This is a genomic window from Variovorax brevis (assembly GCF_030317105.1).
GTDB classification, from domain to species: Bacteria; Pseudomonadota; Gammaproteobacteria; order Burkholderiales; family Burkholderiaceae_C; genus Variovorax; species Variovorax brevis.
The window spans coordinates 213,558-231,582 of sequence record NZ_JASZYG010000004.1 but is presented as its reverse complement, the minus strand read 5'-3'; the positions used below and the strand labels follow the sequence as shown (position 1 = coordinate 231,582).

Annotated in this window: 16 protein-coding genes; 9 read left to right on the top strand and 7 right to left on the bottom strand. The window is 65.5% G+C overall.

Annotation, left to right across the window (positions count from 1 at the left end):
* Window positions 1-176: 176 nt before the first annotated feature.
* On the bottom strand, window positions 177-1,688 hold the full coding sequence (locus QTI66_RS13900; protein ID WP_286560326.1) for a glycine betaine ABC transporter substrate-binding protein: 1,512 nt from the start codon (window positions 1,686-1,688) through the stop codon (window positions 177-179).
* A 102-nt stretch (window positions 1,689-1,790) separates the two neighbouring features.
* On the opposite strand from QTI66_RS13900, the gene QTI66_RS13895 reads away from it, so the two are divergent.
* Window positions 1,791-2,894, top strand: a complete 1,104-nt coding sequence (locus QTI66_RS13895; protein WP_286560325.1) for an ROK family protein — start codon at window positions 1,791-1,793, stop codon at window positions 2,892-2,894.
* A gap of 1 nt (window position 2,895) precedes the next feature.
* On the opposite strand, the gene QTI66_RS13890 is transcribed toward QTI66_RS13895, so the two are convergent.
* From QTI66_RS13890 to QTI66_RS13880, 3 genes are read right to left on the bottom strand one after another with little or no spacing between them, the layout of a single operon-like run.
* On the bottom strand, window positions 2,896-4,269 hold the full coding sequence (locus QTI66_RS13890; protein WP_286560324.1) for a phospholipase D-like domain-containing protein: 1,374 nt from the start codon (window positions 4,267-4,269) through the stop codon (window positions 2,896-2,898).
* 13 nt (window positions 4,270-4,282) lie between these two features.
* Window positions 4,283-4,948, bottom strand: coding sequence for a glutathione S-transferase family protein (locus tag QTI66_RS13885; protein ID WP_286560322.1), 666 nt, complete (start codon window positions 4,946-4,948; stop codon window positions 4,283-4,285).
* 27 nt (window positions 4,949-4,975) lie between these two features.
* Window positions 4,976-6,097, bottom strand: coding sequence for a 5-methyltetrahydropteroyltriglutamate--homocysteine S-methyltransferase (locus tag QTI66_RS13880; protein ID WP_286560320.1), 1,122 nt, complete (start codon window positions 6,095-6,097; stop codon window positions 4,976-4,978).
* Between the two features lie 147 nt (window positions 6,098-6,244).
* Here QTI66_RS13880 and QTI66_RS13875 point away from each other — a divergent pair, with 147 nt between their 5' ends.
* The 8 genes from QTI66_RS13875 (at window position 6,245) to QTI66_RS13840 (ending at window position 13,911) form a co-directional block, all read left to right on the top strand.
* The gene (locus QTI66_RS13875; protein WP_286560319.1) at window positions 6,245-7,357 is read left to right on the top strand and encodes an aromatic ring-hydroxylating dioxygenase subunit alpha; all 1,113 of its coding nucleotides are present in this window, start codon (window positions 6,245-6,247) and stop codon (window positions 7,355-7,357) included.
* A 49-nt stretch (window positions 7,358-7,406) separates the two neighbouring features.
* Window positions 7,407-8,168: a GntR family transcriptional regulator gene (locus QTI66_RS13870; RefSeq protein WP_286560318.1), complete on the top strand. Its 762-nt coding sequence runs from the start codon at window positions 7,407-7,409 to the stop codon at window positions 8,166-8,168.
* Window positions 8,169-8,188: 20 nt separating this feature from the next.
* Window positions 8,189-9,160: a PDR/VanB family oxidoreductase gene (locus QTI66_RS13865; protein WP_286560316.1), complete on the top strand. Its 972-nt coding sequence runs from the start codon at window positions 8,189-8,191 to the stop codon at window positions 9,158-9,160.
* Between the two features lie 150 nt (window positions 9,161-9,310).
* A complete protein-coding gene (locus QTI66_RS13860; protein ID WP_286560314.1) occupies window positions 9,311-10,483 on the top strand; it encodes an ABC transporter substrate-binding protein in 1,173 nt (390 codons plus the stop codon).
* A gap of 21 nt (window positions 10,484-10,504) precedes the next feature.
* Window positions 10,505-11,377: a branched-chain amino acid ABC transporter permease gene (locus QTI66_RS13855; protein ID WP_286560313.1), complete on the top strand. Its 873-nt coding sequence runs from the start codon at window positions 10,505-10,507 to the stop codon at window positions 11,375-11,377.
* An 8-nt stretch (window positions 11,378-11,385) separates the two neighbouring features.
* A complete protein-coding gene (locus tag QTI66_RS13850) occupies window positions 11,386-12,354 on the top strand; it encodes a branched-chain amino acid ABC transporter permease (protein ID WP_444815005.1) in 969 nt (322 codons plus the stop codon).
* 113 nt (window positions 12,355-12,467) lie between these two features.
* Window positions 12,468-13,193, top strand: coding sequence for an ABC transporter ATP-binding protein (locus QTI66_RS13845; RefSeq protein WP_286560871.1), 726 nt, complete (start codon window positions 12,468-12,470; stop codon window positions 13,191-13,193).
* A complete protein-coding gene (locus QTI66_RS13840; RefSeq protein WP_286560309.1) occupies window positions 13,186-13,911 on the top strand; it encodes an ABC transporter ATP-binding protein in 726 nt (241 codons plus the stop codon). Before QTI66_RS13845 ends, QTI66_RS13840 begins: the two co-directional genes overlap by 8 nt.
* A 9-nt stretch (window positions 13,912-13,920) precedes the next feature.
* On the opposite strand, the gene QTI66_RS13835 is transcribed toward QTI66_RS13840, so the two are convergent.
* The 3 genes from QTI66_RS13835 to QTI66_RS13825 form a co-directional block, all read right to left on the bottom strand.
* The gene (locus QTI66_RS13835; RefSeq protein WP_286560306.1) at window positions 13,921-15,072 is read right to left on the bottom strand and encodes an adenylate/guanylate cyclase domain-containing response regulator; all 1,152 of its coding nucleotides are present in this window, start codon (window positions 15,070-15,072) and stop codon (window positions 13,921-13,923) included.
* The gene (locus tag QTI66_RS13830; protein ID WP_286560305.1) at window positions 15,069-15,446 is read right to left on the bottom strand and encodes a response regulator; all 378 of its coding nucleotides are present in this window, start codon (window positions 15,444-15,446) and stop codon (window positions 15,069-15,071) included. The genes QTI66_RS13835 and QTI66_RS13830 overlap by 4 nt, the downstream gene beginning before the upstream one ends.
* Window positions 15,447-15,516: 70 nt before the next feature.
* A complete protein-coding gene (locus QTI66_RS13825) occupies window positions 15,517-17,982 on the bottom strand; it encodes a sensor histidine kinase (RefSeq protein ID WP_286560303.1) in 2,466 nt (821 codons plus the stop codon).
* Window positions 17,983-18,025: the final 43 nt, after the last annotated feature.

The following is an 18,025-nucleotide window of genomic DNA, read 5'->3' as shown; positions in this document are numbered from 1 at the left end:
TCAACGCCGATCGTGGTGTCGGCGCATGGTTGCTGAGATGGTGAAACGCGATGCCGGGTTCCCGGCACCCATTTAACAGAGGGTGTGCATGCAAGGGAAAGCGCTTTACACCGCTGACCCGGTAACAAGTGCTCCGATGTGCGACGGCTGACGCAGCAGCGGCCTGTTGCAGGCCCCTATTGCCGGCGCCGCCGCATCATCCATTCGATCCCCTCGAACACCGCTTCACTCAGCAGCGCCAGCGCTGCCGCCGGAATCGCACCTGCGAGCAACAGTTGCCTGTCGTTGAGCGCCAATCCGGTGACGATCCGTTCGCCAAAGCCCCCCGCGCCAATAAACGCCGCGATGGTGGCCGTGCCAATCGCAATCGAAGTGGCGGTTCGCACGCCGGCGATCAGGGTGGGCAGGGCCAGCGGAAGTTGCACCACGCGAAGGTTTTGCCCGCCCGTCATGCCCAGTGCGGTGCCGGCTTCGCGCAGGCCCAGAGGCACTTCCGCGAGGCCGGTGACCGTGTTGCGCATGATCGGCAGCAACGAATAAAGGGTGAGCGCGATGAGCGCCGGCAGCGTGCCGATGATGCCGATCAGCGAGATCAGCACTGCCAGCATGGCGAGTGAAGGGATCGTCTGCAACAGGCCCGTGGCGCCGAGCACCAGCGCACGCACGCGCACATGCGGAAAGATCCAGACGCCCAGGGGAACCGCAATCAGCACGGCCAGCCCCACCGACATGGCCACGAGCATGAGGTGCTGGCGCACGAGTCGGCCCAAATCCGGCCCGAACAACTTCGCCATCAAGCCGCGTCCGGCCTCCGACTTGGCGCCGCCCGCAAGGAAGTCCCGCGCGATGCCATCGAAGGCGACGCCATCGAGCTCCGCGCGGGCGTTCATCGCGATCATCGCGCGCTCGTCGATGCGGCCTTCCAGCTTGCCGATGGCGGCCCACGCCTTGGGGAAGCGCGCGGGCACGTCGAGCCGGTAAAGCACCACCGCGTCGTAGCGCGGAAAGTAGTTGCGGTCGTCCTGCAGCACGCGAAGGCCCAGGTGGTTGATCTTGGCATCGGTCGTGTAGATGTCGATCACATCGACCTGCTTCGCGCCGATGGCGTCGTAGGCCAGTCCGTGGTCCAGGCCCGTGGGCTTTTGCGGCAGGCCGTACTTGTCGGCCAGGCCTTTCCAGCCATCGGCCCGGCCAATGAATTCGTTGGACAGGCCCAGCTTCAGTTCGGGATGGCGCGCCAGGTCGCCCAGGTTGCGGATGGCCAATCGGTCCGCGTCGGCGGCACGCATCGCCAGCGCGTAGCCATCATTGAAGCCGAGCGACGCGCCCACGCCCAGCCCCAGCGGGGCCAGCGCCGCATTCATGGCCTCGCGCGTCATCGTGGCCGGGCCCTTGAGGATCTCCAGCGCGATCGTGCCGGTGTATTCCGCGTAGAGGTCGATGCTGCCCGAGCGAAGCGCTTCGTAGACGATGGCCGTGTTGCCCAGGCCCTGGCGAACGAGGGGCGACGAGGGCAGTGTGGGTGCGGCCGCCTGCGCCAGCACTTCGGCCAGGATGTACGACTCGGTGAAGCGCTTGGAGCCCACGCGCAGCGTGTTGTCCTGTGCGTGCGCAAGGGTCGCGACCAGCCACAGCAGGACGAACGCCAGCGCCGCATGGATCCGGGCGCGCGAGCGAGGGGGGTGCATCGGCGTCAGTGTATCGGCGAGTGCGCAGGCACGCTGCTCTCCTACGCACGTTAGTGCGCACTGCCGATTCGCAACGAGGCGCGCAAAGCCGACATTTCCTGCATGCCCAAGACAAGCCGCAAGGCACCCGAGCAGGAAAAAACAAAGGCCGCCAAGGCAGCATCGGAGCCCGTTCACGGCTTGATGAAACTGCCCTCGGTCGTCATTGAAGGCTACAGCCTCGAGTTGCGCGACCACGATGGATTCGTCGGCGACCAGGCCAGCCAGACCGCCTTTCGGGCCTTGCTGGACAACTGGCGAAAGCGCAAGCGCAAGCGTCACGGCAAGGATCCGCTGGGCAAGGTATCGAGCGACCAGGTCGCCAAGTCGGCACTCGATGCAGCCATCCACGAGAAGAAGGCATCGGAAGCCAGCGACATGGTGCACGCGGCGATCGAGGAGTTCGCCATTGAACTGGCGCAGGTCATTCGCCGCTTCCTGCGGCAGAAGTCCTGGCGCAAGGTGCAGCGCATCGTTCTTGGCGGCGGTTTTCCCGGCAGTGGCGTTGGCGAGCGCGCCGTCTTGCAGGCCAGTGCCATGCTGCACCACGAGGGCCGCAAGGTCGAGTTGGCGCGCCTGTCGCACGAGACGGATGATGGCGGCCTCATCGGCTGGGTGCACCTGGTTCCCCGCGACATGCTCAAGAAGCACGACGCCTTCCTGGCCGTGGACATCGGCGGCACCAATGTGCGCTGTGGCTTGGTCAAGACGCGCTTTGCCAAGGCCAGGGACCTGTCGCGCGCCGAGGTCGTGCGACGCCACAAGTGGCGTCATGCGGACGACGGACCGCAGCGCAAGGATCTGCTGCAAGGCATCGTCGAGATGCTGCATGAACTGTCGGCCCACGCGCGCAAGAAGCGCATTTCACTTGCGCCCTTCGTCGGCATCGCCTGCCCGGGGCTGATCCGCGAGGACGGCTCGATCGCGCGCGGCGTGCAGAACTTGCCTGGCGACTGGGCGAGCGAGACCTTTCATCTGCCCACGGCCGTTGCGCAGTTGATCCCGACCATCGGTCAGCACGAGACGCTGGTGCTGATGCACAACGACGCCGTCGTGCAGGGACTGAGCGAATTGCCCTTCATGCAGGACGTGAAGCGCTGGGGCGTGCTCACGATCGGCACAGGGCTGGGCAACGCAAGCTACACCAACCGCAAGAAAAAGAAGTAGCTCACACCTGGAAGGCCACGGTCAGCAAGAGCCCTTCGGCCAGGTCGCGCACCAGGCCGGGCCGCCGGGCGCGGTAGGTATCGCCTGCGGATGCGGTCGTCTCGATCCATTGCCCAAGCCAGTCGATTTCTTCATGGCCATAGAACACCACGGCCGACTCGTGGTTCAGTTGCAGGCTGCGCAAGTCGAGGTTGATCGACCCGCACATGGCAAGGCTCTCGTCCATCACCACGGCCTTGGCGTGGGCCATGAAGGGCAGCATGCGAAAGGTCACGCCTGCGCGCGCCAGGTCGCGCATGGCACGCGCTCGCACGAAGTCGGCCAGGCGGTGATTGGAGCGCTGCGGCATCGCAATGGTCACCTGCACTCCCCGCCGCGCCGCGAGCCGGAGAGCGTCGCGCAGTCCGTCGCCCGGCACGAAGTAGGGCGTCACCGCAAGCAGCCGGTGCTCGGCGCGAAAACACGCGTCGATGAGCAGGGACTGGGCCGTGTCCTCGGTCTGGTCAGGGCCACTTGGCAGGTACTGCGCGAGCCGATCGCCGCGTTGCGCGTCCAGCACCGAGATGCTGCGCGACTTCTTGCGCCGCACCGAGGCCCAGTCGTGGTCGAACTGGCGCGCGGCTGCAACCGCCACGTCGCCATGCAGGTCGAAGGACAGGTCGAGCCACGGCGTGGGGTGTTCGTCGTTGCCGGTGAAGTATTCGCCCGCCAGATTGCGTCCGCCCGACCACAACCACTGGTCGTCCGCGATGGTCACCTTGCGGTGGTTGCGCAGGTTGCGCGGCCCCGTGTTGCGCAGGCTGAAGAGCGGGCGAAAAACGGACACTTCGCACCCGGCGGCGCGCAATGAATCGAAATGGCCGCGTTTCAAGGAGAGTGCGCCGAATCCGTCGAGCAGTACGCGCACCTTGACGCCTTCGCTTGCGCGGCGAGACAGGCGGGTCAGCACTTCCTGGCCCAGGGCGTCATTGCCGATGATGAAGGTGCCCACGTCCAGTCGTTCACGCGCGCCTTCGATGACTTCCCACAGCGCATCGCGTGCGTCGTTGCCGTCGGAGTGCATGCGGATCGCGCAGGGGCTGGGCGGCGCGAGGCCAAAGCTCTCGATGAGGTCCGCTGCCCAGTGACCCATGGGCGCGGAGCGCGGAGGCCGGGGCGATCCGGCCGGCCGCAACTTGCGCTGCCCGAAGAGCAGGTACATCGGCAGGATGAGGTAGGGCAGCAGCAACAGTCCCATGACCCACGCGATGGCAGTGGTGGGCGCGCGTTGTTCGCGGCGCGTGCGGGTCGTCAGCACATAGACGAGCAGTGCAACGCTGACAACGAGGAAATGCTGGGAGGGTGAGGGTAGCCAGTCAACGTCGGCGTCGAACATGGCGGGCGATGCCTCAGCGTTGCAGGAAGGCCGGGACGCCGCGCCCCTGCGACGCAAGGAAATCCATCATCGGACCGACCACCGTCCGCACGGCGGGCCGGTCGCGCATGCGGTTGCGCCAATCGATGAGGCGTGGCGTGGCATCGGTCATGCCGGCGCCCTTGCGGTCGGCGAATATGCAGGCCATGAAGAAGGCGATGTCGGCAAAGGAGTAGGGGCCGGCGAGGTATTCGCGCGTGGCCAGCCGCGTTTCCATCTCGTCGTAGAAGCGTGCGCAGGCGGCGCAGGCTGCCAGCGCCGCGGGGCTTTGCATGTCGTTCTGCAAGCCGAAAAGGCGGTACACGTGCGGGATGAAGAAGACTTCGTCGGCCTTGAGTTCGAGCTGCCGTGCCTGTGCGCGGGCGGCGGGGCTTTCGGGCCAAAGGGCGGGGCTGGGGTAGCGGTCTTCCAGGTACTCGAAGATCTGCGTCGAGTCGAAGAGCTCGACCTCGTCGTCGATGAGCACCGGCACCTGTCCCTTGGGATTGACGCGAAGCACCTCCGGGTGCTTGGGAACGTAGTTGTCGTCACGGTCGAAAGGCACCATGACGAGCTCGAAAACGATGCCTTTCTCCAGCGCCGCGATTTGCACCTTGGCGCCGAAGAGGCTGAGAGGGCCGGAAAAGATGGTGGTCTTCACGGCCGCTACTTCACCATGATTGCGGCTTCAGGTCGAGCCCCAGACCTCCTGCGCCGTCTCGACAACGAGACGCAGCTTGTTGCGCTGCGCTTCCACGGCGATGTTGTTGCCATGCACGGTGCTGGAGAAACCACACTGCGGCGACAGCGCCAACTGGTCGAGCGAGGCGTACTTGGTGGCGTCCTCGATGCGGCGCTTGAGTTCGTCCTTGTCTTCCATGTCGCCGAACTTGGTGGTCACCAGGCCCAGCACCACGGTCTTGCTCTTGGGCAGGTAGCGCAGCGGCTTGAAGTCGCCCGAGCGGGCGTCGTCGTACTCCATGAAGTACGCGTCCAGGTCCATTTCCTTGAGCAGCGCTTCGGCCACCGGCTCGTAGTTGCCGGCCGCGGCGTGGGTGCTCTTGAAGTTGCCGCGGCACAGGTGCATGGCCAGCAGCATGCCCGGCGGTTTTTGCGCGACCACCTTGTTGATGAAGGCCGCATAGCGGTAGGGCAGCTCATTCGGATCGTCGCCGCGCTTGCGGGCGGCTTCGCGCAGGTGCTCGTCGCACAGGTAAGCGAGGTTGGTGTCGTCCATCTGCACGTAGGTGCAGCCGGCAGCAGCCAGCGAGCGCAACTCGTCGCCATAGGCCTTGGCCACGTCGTCATAAAACTCGGGGTCCAGTTCCGGGTAGGCCGTCTTGCTGATGCCGGCGCGGCCGCCGCGGAAGTGCAGCATGGTCGGCGAAGGAATGGTCACCTTCGGCGTGTTGCCAGCCGACACCTGGCTCTTGAGGTACTCGAAATCCGCCAGCTGGATGTTCTTTGCATGGCGCACCTTGTCGATCACGCGCATCACCGGCGGGGCCAGTTCCTCGGTGCCGTCGGGCTTGCGGATGGTCACTGGAATGTCGGTCTGCACACCGCCCAACTGGTCCAGGAAGTCGATGTGGAAATACGTGCGGCGGAACTCGCCGTCCGTGATGCTCTTCAGGCCAATGTCTTCCTGGAACTTGACGATTTCAGTGATGGCCTTGTCTTCGACCAGGCGAAGCTGTTCGGGCGTGATCTCGCCTTGCGCCTTCTTTTCGCGCGCTTCGAGCAGGTATTTGGGACGCAGGAAACTGCCGACGTGGTCGTAGCGGGCTGGCAATGTGGCGTGCTGGGACATGGATGGACTCCGTGCAGGCTGGTATGAAAAGAAAAAGATCGTATCCGGAGTGAAACGACATCGTATGTATACAGCAATGTCGGTGTTTACCCGGATTTTCGCCAGATACTCTGGACTTTTTGGCTTCAATGTATACATTGCGTATCCATGAACGCCACGACAAGCCCGTTTCCGCTGAACGCCTGGTACGCCGCCGCTTACGACGTCGAGGTCAAGCACGCCCTGTTCCCCCGCACGGTCTGCAACCAGAAAATGGTGATGTACCGCCGCACGGACGGGCAGGTCGCCGCGCTGGAAGATGCCTGCTGGCACCGGCTGATGCCGCTGTCGCTTGGCCGGCTCGAAGGCGACGAACTGGTCTGCGGCTATCACGGCCTGGTCTACAACAGCCAGGGCCGCTGCACGCACATGCCGAGCCAGGAGACGCTCAACCCTTCGGCCTGCGTTCGCAGCTACCCCGTCGTCGAAAAGCACCGCTTCGTCTGGGTGTGGCCCGGCGATCCGGCCAAGGCGGATCCGGCGCTGGTCCCTGACATGCACTGGAACGACGACCCGCAATGGGCCGGCGACGGCAAGATGATCCGCGTGGCCTGCGACTACCGGCTCGTCGTCGACAACCTGATGGACCTCACGCACGAGGCCTTCGTGCATGGTTCCTCCATCGGCAACCGCGCGGTGGCCGAGGCGCCCTTTGTCGCGACGCATGGCGACCGTTCCGCCACCGTGACGCGCTGGATGGAAAACATCGACGCGCCACCCTTCTGGGCGGCACAGATCAAGCATGGACGCGGCTACGCCGGCAAGGTGGACCGCTGGCAGATCATCCGCTTCGAAGGGCCGTGCACCGTGAACATCGACGTGGGCGTGGCCGAGGCGGGCAGCGGCGCGGTGCCGAGGGACGGCGGCGCCAGCGACCGCAGCAAGGGCGTCAACGGCTATGTGCTCAACACGATCACGCCCGAGACCGACAAGACCTGCCTGTACTTCTGGGCCTTTGCACGCAACTATTGCCTCGGCGAGCAGCGGCTGACACACGAGTTGCGCGAAGGCGTGGCGCACATCTTCAAGGAAGACGAGATCGTGCTGGAGGCGCAGCAGCGCGCGATGGACGACCGGCCCGACCACCAGTTCTACAACCTCAACATCGATGCCGGTTCGATGTGGGCGCGCCGCCTCATCGACCAACTCATCGCGAAGGAGCGGCCGCGCGTGCCGACCATTCCGATCCAGCCGGCGGCATCGCAGCGGGCGGCGGCATGAGGCGGCGGGTCGTTCACACGATGAATGCGCGTCGCGCGGAGCCTGCCCGATGAGTGCCGTCCTGCCCACGCCGGATGCCGGCGAGTCCGGCGGATCGCAGGCCGTCAAGGCGCAACTGCGGCTGCGCGAAATGATCCTCGCCGGCGAACTGGCCGGCGGTGCGCGCATTGCCGAAGTCGCGGTGTCCGAGATGCTGGGCGTCTCGCGCACGCCGGTGCGAAGTGCCTTGATGCGCCTCGAACAGGAAGGCCTGCTCGAAGCGCTGCCCAACGGCGGCTATGCGGTGCGCACTTTTTCGGAACGCGATGTGTCCGATGCGATCGAGTTGCGCGGCACGCTCGAGGGCCTGGCCGCGCGACTGGCGGCCGAGCGCGGCGCGCCGCCCGTCGTGCTGCGCGAGGCGCGCGCCTGCTTGGCGCGCATCGACGAATTGCTGCGCGAGCCCGCGCTGGATGACGCAGCCTTTTCGCGCTACGTGGCCTACAACGAGCAGTTCCATGCGCTGCTGTCGGAGCTGTCGGGCAGCGCGCTCGTCAGCAAGCAGCTGGAGCGCGTGGTCAACCTGCCATTTGCCTCGCCTTCGGGCTTCGTGGTGGTGCAGGCCAACTCGCCCGCAGCACGCGACATGCTTGTCATTGCGCAAGACCAGCACGTGCAGGTGCTCGACGCCATCGAGGCGCGCGAAGGCTCGCGCGCCGAAGCGCTGATGCGCGAGCACAGCCGCATCGCCCAGCGCAACCTGCGCGAGGCCCTGCATGGCGTGTCGCACCATCCCTTGCCCGGTGTCCAACTGATTCGCCGCCGCGGCTGAACGTACGCAAACAAGACGACATGAAGAGCGATATTCACTGGATGCCTGCGCGCATCGTTGCCACGCGGGATGTCACGCCGACCGTGCGCGAGTTCCAGATCCGTCCCGATTCCGGCATCGCCACGCCGCACGACCCCGGCGCGCATCTGCAAGTGCAGGTGCTGGCCGGTCGCATGCAAACGCGTTCTTATTCGTTGGTCGGCGAGCCCGACGGTGAATGCTGGCGCATCGCCGTGAAGCGGCTCGACGACGGCCGCGGCGGATCACTCGCCATGTGGCGCTTGTCCGTTGGCGACCGCCTGCTGGTGAGCGAGCCGCAGAACCATTTTCCGCTCGACCTCACAGCCCCTGGCTACCTGGTCGTCGCAGGCGGCATCGGCATCACGCCGCTGGTGCTGATGGCGCAGCGCCTGGCGCAGAGAAACCTCGCGTCGGTGCGGATGCTCTACGGCGCCCGCAGCACGGATGAACTGGCCTACTTGCCGCAATTGCAGGACGTGCTGGGTGCGCAATTGCAGCCACACGTCGGCAGCACTCCCATCGACTTCGCCGCCGAGATCGCAGCCTTGCCGCAAGGCGCGCAGCTCTACACCTGCGGCCCCGTGCCGATGCTCGAAGCCGTCAAGCGCGCGTGGTACGCGGCGGGCAGGCCGCCGGCCGATCTGCGCTTTGAAACCTTTGGCAGCAGCGGACGCTTGCCGACGCAATCTTTCGAGGTACGCATTCCCCGCCACGAGCTGCTGATGCAGGTGCCCGCCAACAGCACGCTGCTGGAAGCGCTCGACAACGCCGGCGTGCAAACGCTGTGGGACTGCCGCCGCGGCGAGTGCGGCCTGTGCGCAATGGACGTGCTGGCCGTCGACGGCGAGATCGATCACCGCGACGTGTTCCTGAGCGAGCACGAGAAGAAATCCAACACGCGCATCTGCGCCTGCGTGTCACGCGTCGTCGGTAGCGTGACGCTCGACTCCGCGTACCGCCCTGAAGCTTGAGATCCACTTGTGCGGTGATCGCGCAGTTTTTGTCGTCAGCGCGCAGCAATCCGCGATGCCGGGCGCGTCGTAGGTGATTGCGTGGATAGCATCTGTTGCAAATTGTAGAGAATTGCCAAATTTCGCACTTTCCCCCAAGAAGGAGATTCCATGAACCGCCGTCATCTCATCCAGGCCGCAAGCCTGACCGCACTGGCCCTGGCGTCACAGCTTGCGCTGGCTCAAGACACGTTCAAGATCGGCTTGATCCTGCCGATGACCGGCCAGCAGGCATCGACGGGGCGGCAGATCGAAGCGGCTGCGCGCCTGTACATGGCGCAAAACGGCGACACGGTCGCGGGCAAGAAGATCCAGCTCATCATCAAGGACGACACCGCCACGCCCGACGTCACCAAGCGCCTGGCGCAGGAACTCATCGTCAACGACAAGGTGAACGTCATCGCAGGCTTCGGCGTGACGCCGGCCGCGCTGGCCGCCGCGCCGCTGGCCACGCAATCGAAGACACCGCAGGTCGTGATGGCCGCGGCCACGTCGAGCATCACCGAAGCGTCGCCCTACATCGTGCGCACCAGCTTCACGCTGCCGCAGGCGGCTGTGGCCATGGGCGACTGGGCGCCCAAGAACGGCATCAAGTCGGTCGTGACGCTGGTGAGCGACTACGGCCCGGGCAATGACGCCGAGAAGTTCTTCAGCGAGCGCTTCCAGCTCAACGGCGGCAAGGTCATCGAGAAGCTGCGCGTGCCGCTGCGCAACCCCGACTTCGCGCCCTTCCTGCAGAAGGTGCGTGATGCCAAGCCCGATGCGCTCTTCGTGTTCGTGCCCTCGGGCGCCGGCGCGGCGGTGATGAAGCAGTTCCTGGAGCGCGGCATGGACAAGGCCGGCATCAAGCTCATCGGCACCGGCGACGTGACGGACGACGATCAACTCAACGACATGGGCGACGGCGCGCTGGGCGTGGTCACCTCGCACCACTACTCGACGGCGCATCCCTCGGCAATGAACAAGAAGTTTGTCGAAGCCTTCGAGAAAGCCAATCCGAAGATGCGCCCCAACTTCATGGCCATCGGCGGCTATGACGGCATGCGCGTGATCTACGAAGCGCTCAAGCAGACCAAGGGCCAGGGCGGCGGCGATGCGCTGCTCGCCGCCATGAAGGGCCAGATCTTCGAAAGCCCGCGCGGCCAGATCCTGATCGATGCGCAGACGCGCGATATCGTGCAGGACATCTACCTGCGCAAGGTCGAGAAGAAGGACGGGCAGCTCTACAACGTGGAGTTCGACGTCATCAAGTCCGTCAAGGATCCGGGCAAGGCAAAACCGTAAGCGACTGATTCGACAGCAGACATGCTCACTATCCTTTTCGATGGCATTGCCTACGGCATGCTGCTGTTCGTTCTCGCGGTCGGGCTGGCCGTGACGCTGGGCTTGATGAACTTCATCAACCTGGCGCACGGCGCCTTTGCGATGGCCGGTGGTTATCTCACCGTGTTCGGGATGCAGAAGTTCGGCATTCCATTTCTGGCCTGCCTTCCGCTCGCTTTCATCGTGGTCGGCCTCGTGGGTGCGGTGATGGAGCGCACGCTGTACCGGCCGATGTATGGCAAGCCGCACCTGGACCAGGTGCTGTTCTCGATCGGGCTTGCCTTCATGGCGGTGGCTGCCATCGACTATTTCGTGGGCTCGTCGCAGCAGAACATCCAATTGCCCGAGTGGCTGCGCGGCCGCACCGAGATCGGTGATGGCCCGCTGTTGCTGGGCATGGGCCACTACCGTCTTTTCATCATCGCCGTGTGCGCGGTGCTGACGGTGGTGCTGCAACTCATCCTGACGAAGACGCGCTTTGGCAGTCGGCTGCGCGCCGCCGTCGATGATCCGCGCGTGGCGGCCGGGCTGGGCATCAACGTCAATGTGGTGTTCCTGCTGACCTTTGCCGTCGGAACGGGGCTGGCGGGCCTGGGCGGTGCGCTGGGCGCCGAGATCCTGGGCATGGACCCGACATTCCCGCTGAAATACATGATCTATTTCCTGATCGTGGTTTCAGTCGGTGGCACCTCTTCGATCACCGGTCCGCTTCTGGCCGCGCTGCTGCTGGGCATCGCGGACGTGGCCGGCAAGTATTTCATTCCCAAGATGGGTGCCTTCACTGTTTATCTCCTGATGATCGCGATCTTGATGTGGCGTCCCCAGGGTTTGTTTGCACGCAAGGGAGGCAAGTGATGTCGCCCATGCAATCGGCCTTGCTGCGCAATGCGCGCTGGCGTCCTTGGGAGTTTGTGGTGTGGGCGGTGGCTTTTGCGCTGCCGGTCATCACGCCTTCGCATTCGCTCATGGTCAACGAGATCGCCATCGTCGCGCTGTTCGCGATGTCGCTCGATTTGATCCTGGGCTACACCGGCATCGTCTCGCTGGGGCATGCGGCTTTCTTCGGCTTCGGTGCCTACGCGGCGGCGCTGTTCGCCAAGCTGGTCGTGCCGGACCCGACCGTGGGGCTGGTGTTCGCCATCGTGCTGTCGGCTGCATTGGGCGCGCTGGCCAGCGTCACCATCCTGCGCGGCACTGACCTCACGCGGCTCATGGTCACGCTGGGCACGGCCTTGCTGTTGCTGGAGCTGGCCAACAAGCTGGACTGGCTCACCGGCGGTGCAGACGGCCTGCAGGGCGTGGTGATGGGGCCGGTGCTGGGCATGTTCGAGTTCGACCTCTTCGGTCGCACGGCGGCGTGGTATTCGCTGTCGATCGTGTTGCTGTTGTTCCTCTTCATGCGCCGCCTGGTGAACTCGCCTTTTGGCGCGACGCTCAAGGCGATTCGTGACAACCGACTTCGTGCCATGGCCATCGGCATTCCGGTGGTCTCTCGCCTGGCCGTGATCTACACGATTGCTGCGGCCATCGCGGGCGCGGCTGGCGCACTGCTCGCGCAGACCACGGGCTTTGCCTCGCTGGACGTGCTGGCCTTCGACCGCTCGGCCGACGTGATGCTGATGCTGGTCATCGGCGGCGTGGGCTGGCTCTATGGCGGCGTGGCAGGTGCCATCGTCTTCAAGCTGTTGCAGGACTGGCTCTCGGCCGTCACGCCGCAGTACTGGATGTTCTGGATCGGGCTGATTCTTGTGTTGCTGGTGCTCGTGGGACGTGATCGCCTGCTGCGGCCGACGACGTGGTTCGGCGCGCGCAAGCAAGGAGCCAAGGCATGAGTGCCGCGACGTCCCAAGCAAGCTCGCGTCCCGTCGGAGGGCAGCGAGGACACGAAGTGCCGAGCGTGGGGGCTGACGCAAGCGCGCCTGTTCTTTCCGCAAGCGGATTGGTGATGCGCTTCGGCGGCATCACCGCCACCAACAACGTCTCGATTCAACTCAGGCCTGGTGCGCGCCACGCGCTCATCGGCCCCAACGGCGCGGGCAAGACCACGCTCATCAATATCCTGACCGGCGTGCTCACGCCGACCGAAGGGCACATCGAACTGCTGGGCGAGGACATCACGCGCCTGGCGCCGCACCAGCGCGTGGCGCGGGGCATGGTGCGCACCTTCCAGATCAACCAGCTCTTCGATTCAATGACGCCGCTGGAAACGCTGACGCTGGTCGTGTCGCAGCACAAGGGCTTCGGGAGCAAGTGGTGGCAGGCGCTGGGCGCTTCGAGTGAAGTCGTCGAGCGCGCAGCGCAGCTGCTGGAACAGTTCCGGCTGACCGACGTTGCGCAGGTGCAGACGAAGCACCTGGCCTACGGCAAGCGCCGCCTGCTCGAAATCGCCATTGCACTGGCCTGCGAGCCGCGCGTGTTGCTGCTTGACGAGCCCGTGGCCGGTGTGCCGGCGGGCGAGCGCGAAGAACTTCTGCAGACCGTCGCCGCCTTGCCGGCGGATGTGTCGGTGCTGCTCATCGAACACGACATGGATCTGGTTTTCAGCTTTGCCGACCGCATGACGGTGCTGGTCAACGGCACGCTTCTCACGGAAGGCGACCCCGACACGATCGCCAACGACCCCAAGGTGAAAGAGGTGTACCTTGGACACGGGGAGGGCGCGCATGTCTGAGCTGCTTCGCATCGAAAACCTCAGCGCCGGCTACGGCGAAGCCGTGGTGCTCAATAACATCTCGCTCGCACTCGGCGAAGGCCAGACGCTCGCATTGCTCGGCCGCAACGGCACCGGCAAGACGACGCTGATCAACACGCTCGCAGGCGCCACGCGCCAGCACGGTGGCACCATCACCCTGGGCGGGCAGGCGCTGCACAAGATGGCGCCGCACCAGCGCGCCGCGGCCGGCATCGGCTGGGTGCCGCAGGAACGCAACATCTTCAAGTCGCTCACGGTGCACGAGAACCTCACGGCCGTCGAACGGCCGGGCAGGGCGGGCACGAAGACGCCACCGTGGGATGCACAACGCGTCTACGAAATGTTCCCGCGCCTGGCCGAACGCAAGGGCAACCTCGGCACGCAGTTGTCGGGCGGCGAGCAACAGATGCTCGCTGTCGGCCGCGCGCTGGCGCTCAACCCGCGCCTGCTCTTGCTCGACGAACCGCTGGAAGGGCTCGCGCCCATCATCGTGGAAGAGCTGCTGCGCGCCATTCGCCGCATCACGCGAGAAGAAAACCTCGCGGCCATCATCGTCGAGCAGCATCCGCAGGCGATCCTTGCGATTTCGGACGATGCGGTGGTGCTGGACCACGGCACCGTCGTGCATGCCGAGCGTGCCGCGGTGCTGCGCTCGCAGCCGGAAGTGCTGGAGCGACTGCTGGGCGTCACGCGCTGAGCGTGAACATCAAGGGCTGGCCGGCGGCACCGCCCGCCACGCCGGCACCTTGCGGTGAAAGCCCTTGAGGTCCAGTTCTCCAGCGGACTGGATCGACCATTCGCCGCTGTGCGCGGCGTTCTGCAACGCCGCCTGCACCCGCTGCGAGAGCAGGATTTCGCCGGCCACAGCTTCGCCGCACAGGCGCGCCGCCAGATTGGTCACCGTGCCGATGGCGCCATAGTCGATGCGCCCTTCGAAACCGATGCTGCCGAGCGTCGCAAAGCCCTGCGCAATGCCGATGCCCATGTGCAGGTCGTAGCCCCGCAGGCGCCATTGGTCGTGCAGGGCGGCCATCTCCAACTGCATCTGCAGGGCCATTCGCAATGCCCGTGCCGGCGCGTCGGGCACCGGCTGCGGATCGTTGAAGAAGATCATCATGCCGTCGCCGGAAAAACGCTCCAGCGTGCCCTCGTGCGCCAGCACCAGGCGGCCCATCACGGCGTGGTACTGGCCGAGCACGGCCATGACCTCCTCGGGCTCGGCGGTTTCGGTGAACGCGGTAAAGCCGCGCAGGTCAAGGAAGACGACGGTGATCTCGCGCCGGTGGCTTCGCAGCGGGTTGTCGGCGCCGCCGCCGATGATCGCTTCCGCGAGTTGCGGGGAAAAGAATCGCTTGAGCTGGCCCAGCCGTTCGAGTTGCTGCACGCCTTCGGTCACGCGCTGTTCGAGCGTGGCGTTCCATGCCTGCAGCTCGGCGCGCTGGCGTTGCACTTCGTCGTACAACGCCTTCACGCGCAGGAGGGAGCGCACGCGGGCCATCAACTCGGCCTGGTTGATGGGTTTGCTCAGGAAATCGTCGGCGCCGGCGTTGAGGCCGTTGAGGCGTTCCTGCTCGGGATCGAGCGCGGTCACCAGCACCACCGGCAGGATGGCGATGGCGGGGTTGGCGCGAATGGCGCGGCACACGTCGTAGCCGTTCATGCCGGGCATCATCACGTCGAGCAGCACGAGGTCCGGCGGCTCGCTGGCGATGAGCGACAGCGCTTCTTCCCCCGATGCCGCGGTGCTGGTGCGGTAGCCGCGCGCCGTCAGGATGTCGGCGAGCAGCCGCACGTTGCGATCGACGTCGTCGACGACGAGGATATGGGCGGAGCCTTGACCCGTGGGCGCTTCGCTCATGACAAACGGCCTTCCGACAGCAAGCGCTCGACCACGGCGAGGAAGGGCCTGAGCGAGACGGGCTTGAGCATGTAGGCGTCAAAGCCCGATCCGGAAATGTTGCGCTGGTCGTCCGGCATCACGGAGGCCGACACGGCGACGACGGGCACGGCGTTGAGCGCCGGCTCCCCGCGGATCAGCTTCAGCGCCGCGATGCCGCCCATGCCCGGCAGCTGGATGTCCATGAGGATGAGGTCGGGCCGATGCTCGATGGCCAGGCGCACGCCTTCTTCTCCCGTGACCGCTTCGAGCGCGGTGTGGCCGCTGTGCTGCAGGATGTCGCGCATCAGCTTCATGTTCTTCTCGTTGTCCTCGACGATCAGTATGGTGCTCATATCGGCCCCCGCGCTCGGCACTTCGTGTCCTCGCCGCCCCGCGAGAGGCTGCGTGCTTGTCTCGCTGCGCTCATGCCACAGCCTCCAGCTCCCTGAGCGGCAATGTAAATACAAAGGTCGATCCTTCACCCAAGCGGCTGTCGACCCCAATCGTTCCGCCATGCAGCTCCACAAGGCGGCGCGCCAGCGAAAGGCCCAAGCCCGTGCCCTCGGCCTTGCTCAGGTAGTGCCCGCCGGCCTGCCGGAACTGGTCGAACACCAGCGTCTGGTCTTCCAGGGCGATGCCCACGCCCGTGTCGCTGACGCTGATTTCGGCCATCGTCCCGCCGCTGGATGCAAGAAGCCGCGCCGCCAGGCGCACGCTGCCGCCGGCCGGCGTGAACTTCACCGCGTTGGAGAGCAGGTTCACCACCACCTGCTTGACCTTTCGCGCATCCGCCACCCACTCGCCCAGCCCCTCGCCAACGTCCAGCGACAGCGCCAGCCCATTGCGCTGCGCTCGTTCGCGCACCAGCGTCAGCGCGTTGTCGAGCAGCAGCCCGAGGTCGAAGCAGCTCAGGTCCAGCTCCATGCGGCCGGCTTCGATCTTCGACAGGTCCAGCACGTCGTTGATGAGCGTCAGCAAGTGCTGGCCCGAGGAGTTGATGTCGCGCAGGTATTCCATCTGCTTGTCGTTCACCGGCCCGAACATCTGCTCGGTCAGCACTTCCGAAAAGCCGATGATGGCGTTGAGCGGCGTGCGCAGTTCATGCGACATGTTGGCCAGGAATTCCGACTTGTGAAGGTTCGCCACTTCGAGCTGGCGGCTCTTGTCCTCGATCTCGTGGAAGAAGCGCGCGTTCTGGATGGCAATCACCGCCTGGTCGGCAAAGGTTTCGATGAGGCTGATCTCCGCGCCTGAAAAAGGCTGCACTTCCTTGCGCAGCACGGCAATCACGCCGATGGCTGCGCCCTCGCGCATCAGCGGCGCGGCCAGCACCGTGCGAAAGCCGTAGCGCGATTGCGGGTCGCGCGAATCGCTGAAATCGGAATCCAGGAACTGCGCCACGTCTTCGACGTGCGTGGTGCGGCGCTCGACAAAGGCGCGACCGACCACCGAGCGGTTGCTCAGTGGCAGCATCTCGCCGCCACCGGTGACGGCGCCCGCGTCCAGCTGGAAGCCGGTCATGGCGCGCAGGTGATCGCCCTCGGGCAGCCACACCCGGCTGCCGTGCGCCCGGCACAGGCGCACCGCGCGCTCCGCCACGGCCTGCAACACGGGCTGCAGGTCGGTCGGCGAACGGCTGAGCACGCGCAGGATCTCGGCCGTGGCGGTCTGGAATTCGAGCGAAGCTGTCAGCTCGGAGGTGCGCGCCGCGACCTTGCGTTCCAGCCCGCCATAAAGCTCGCGCAATTGCGCCGCCATGCGGTTGAACTGTTCGGCCAGCGCTTCCAGTTCGTCGCCGGTGTTCACCACGATCTGCTGGTTCAGGTTGCCCTCGCCGATGCGGCGCGCGCCACGCGCCAGCGTGCGGATGGGGCTCACCATGTTGCGCGCCAGCACCGATGCCGCAATGGCCGAGATTGCCAGCCCCGCCAGCAACAAGATGGCGGCGCGCAGGAAGGATGCATTGAGCTTGGCGTACACCTCGGCAATCGGCTGCTCGACGAAGACCTTCCATCCCAGCGGCTTGATGGGCGCCATCGAGGTCAGCACCGAGGCGCCGTGCAGGTCGCGCGACACCATGGCTTCGTCCTGCTGCAATTCGCCGCTGGCCGCGGCCTGGACGTGCGGCAGCGCCGCGAGGCTGGTCTTGCGCAGAACCAGGCCGATGTCCGGGTCGGCCACCAGGAACCCATTGCTGTCCAGCACATAGGCCTTGCCCTTCTCGCCGATGTGGATTCGCGAGACCACGTCCCAGATGAACTTCAGGTTCCATTCGGCCACCGTGACGGTGCTCCTGGGACCGCCCGAGCGGATGGCGACCGTCATGTAGGGCTCGGTGTCGCGGTTGAAGTGCACCGGGCCGAACCATGTCGTCTCGGGAATGGCCAGGCGAAACGCTTCTTCCGCCGAGCGATCGGTGAGCGAGTTCATCACGTCCAGGCCCAGGCGCGACACCGCGATCTGCTCGCGGCCATTGCGGTCGATGAGTGCGACGTCGGTGACCTCGGGCGCCTGGCGCAACAGGCGCCAGAACTCGGTGCGGCGCGACTCCAGGTCCGACGCATCCAGCTGGGCCAGCGAGGCGTAATTCAGTTCCTGCGACACCTGTTCCACATATTGCTCGATGCGCGACGCCGCGCCCACCGCCTTTTCATGCTGCAGGCTGGCGAGCGCCGCCTTGTTCTCCTGGTAGGAGAAATAAAGGCTGATCGCGCTCGAGGCCAGCAGCACGGCAGTCACCAGCGAAAGGATGAGCAGCAGGTATTTGCGGAACAACCGGCCGCGATGGACCGCCCGCACCGAATCCGACGCGAGCGCAAGGCGCGCGCCAAGGGATGCCGGGCGCGACTCGCCCGGCACAGGGGCCGGCGACGTATCCGGAAGCGTCATTGATGTCCCATTGGACATCGCCCGCCCCGGGAAGGGAATACCG